This window comes from Acinetobacter sp. 789_lipA, from assembly GCF_058242845.1.
In genome coordinates, this window is sequence record NZ_JBZAYS010000007.1 from 1 (window position 1) to 2,617 (window position 2,617).

Below are 2,617 nucleotides of genomic sequence, written 5' to 3' on the forward strand. Positions count from 1 at the left end.
ATATGATGATGTCGAGTAGGGCGGGGCACGTGAAACCTTGTCTGAATATGGGGGGACCATCCTCCAAGGCTAAATACTCCTGACTGACCGATAGTGAACCAGTACCGTGAGGGAAAGGCGAAAAGAACCCCTGTGAGGGGAGTGAAATAGATCCTGAAACCGCATGCATACAAGCAGTGGGAGCCGACATGTTCGGTGACTGCGTACCTTTTGTATAATGGGTCAGCGACTTACATTCAGTAGCAAGGTTAACCGCATAGGGGAGCCGTAGAGAAATCGAGTCTTAATAGGGCGTTTAGTTGCTGGGTGTAGACCCGAAACCGGGTGATCTATCCATGAGCAGGTTGAAGGTTGGGTAACACTAACTGGAGGACCGAACCCACTGTCGTTGAAAAGCCAGGGGATGACTTGTGGATAGGGGTGAAAGGCTAATCAAACTCGGTGATAGCTGGTTCTCCCCGAAAGCTATTTAGGTAGCGCCTCGGACGAATACCATTGGGGGTAGAGCACTGTTTCGGCTAGGGGGTCATCCCGACTTACCAAACCGATGCAAACTCCGAATACCAATGAGTACTATCCGGGAGACAGACTGCGGGTGCTAACGTCCGTAGTCAAGAGGAAAACAATCCAGACCGCCAGCTAAGGCCCCAAAATTATAGTTAAGTGGGAAACGATGTGGGAAGGCATAGACAGCTAGGAGGTTGGCTTAGAAGCAGCCACCCTTTAAAGAAAGCGTAATAGCTCACTAGTCGAGTCGGCCTGCGCGGAAGATGTAACGGGGCTAAAACTATATGCCGAAGCTGCGGATTTGCAATTTATTGCAAGTGGTAGGGGAGCGTTCTGTAAGCCGATGAAGGTGTATTGAGAAGTATGCTGGAGGTATCAGAAGTGCGAATGCTGACGTGAGTAACGACAATGCGAGTGAAAAACTCGCACGCTGAAAGACCAAGGGTTCCAGTCCAACGTTAATCGGGGCTGGGTGAGTCGACCCCTAAGGCGAGGCCGAGAGGCGTAGTCGATGGGAAATTGGTTAATATTCCAATACTTCTATGTAATGCGATGAGAGGACGGAGAAGGTTAAGTCAGCCTGGCGTTGGTTGTCCAGGTGGAAGGTTGTAGGCATGTATCTTAGGCAAATCCGGGGTACTGTATGCTGAGAACTGATAGCAAGCTGTACTTGTACAGTGAAGTGGCTGATACCATGCTTCCAGGAAAAGTCTCTAAGCTTCAGTTACATAGGAATCGTACCCGAAACCGACACAGGTGGTCAGGTCGAGTAGACCAAAGCGCTTGAGAGAACTCTGCTGAAGGAACTAGGCAAAATGGTACCGTAACTTCGGGAGAAGGTACGCTGCCGACGGTGATAGGATTTACTCCTTGAGCTATTGGCAGCCACAGAAACCAGGCCCCTGCAACTGTTTATTAAAAACATAGCACTCTGCAAACACGAAAGTGGACGTATAGGGTGTGATGCCTGCCCGGTGCTGGAAGGTTAATTGATGGGGTTAGCGTAAGCGAAGCTCTTGATCGAAGCCCCAGTAAACGGCGGCCGTAACTATAACGGTCCTAAGGTAGCGAAATTCCTTGTCGGGTAAGTTCCGACCTGCACGAATGGCATAATGATGGGGGCGCTGTCTCCAGCAGAGACTCAGTGAAATCGAATTCGCCGTGAAGATGCGGTGTACCCGCGGCTAGACGGAAAGACCCCGTGAACCTTTACTGCAGCTTGACATTGAACTTTGATCTTACTTGTGTAGGATAGGTGGGAGGCTTTGAAACCGAGACGCTAGTTTCGGTGGAGCCAATCTTGAAATACCACCCTGGTAATATTGAGGTTCTAACTCTGTCCCGTTATCCGGGACGAGGACCATGTCTGGTGGGTAGTTTGACTGGGGCGGTCTCCTCCTAAAGAGTAACGGAGGAGTACGAAGGTGCGCTCAGCGTGGTCGGAAATCACGCGTAGAGTATAAAGGCAAAAGCGCGCTTAACTGCGAGACCCACAAGTCGAGCAGGTACGAAAGTAGGTCTTAGTGATCCGGTGGTTCTGTATGGAAGGGCCATCGCTCAACGGATAAAAGGTACTCTGGGGATAACAGGCTGATACCGCCCAAGAGTTCATATCGACGGCGGTGTTTGGCACCTCGATGTCGGCTCATCTCATCCTGGGGCTGAAGCAGGTCCCAAGGGTATGGCTGTTCGCCATTTAAAGAGGTACGCGAGCTGGGTTTAGAACGTCGTGAGACAGTTCGGTCCCTATCTACCGTGGGCGTTGGAAATTTGAGAGGATCTGCTCCTAGTACGAGAGGACCAGAGTGGACGAACCTCTGGTGTACCGGTTGTGACGCCAGTCGCATCGCCGGGTAGCTATGTTCGGAAGGGATAACCGCTGAAAGCATCTAAGCGGGAAGCCTACCTCAAGATAAGATTTCCCTAGGACTTTATGTCCTCTAAAGAGCCGTTGAAGACTACGACGTTGATAGGTTGGATGTGGAAGCATAGTGATATGTGAAGCTGACCAATACTAATTGCTCGTGAGGCTTGACTATACAACACCCAAACAGTTGGTGTTGTGGTTCAAATCACTGCAAACAACTTGATTTAGTTATAAAGCTAGATA

General features: G+C 50.2%; 1 rRNA gene. It reads left to right on the forward strand.

What is annotated here, in order from left to right:
- Positions 1 to 2,546, forward strand: a 23S ribosomal RNA gene (locus AC4CUZ_RS19740); the annotation flags it as partial.
- Between the last annotated feature and the right edge of the window lie 71 nt (positions 2,547 to 2,617).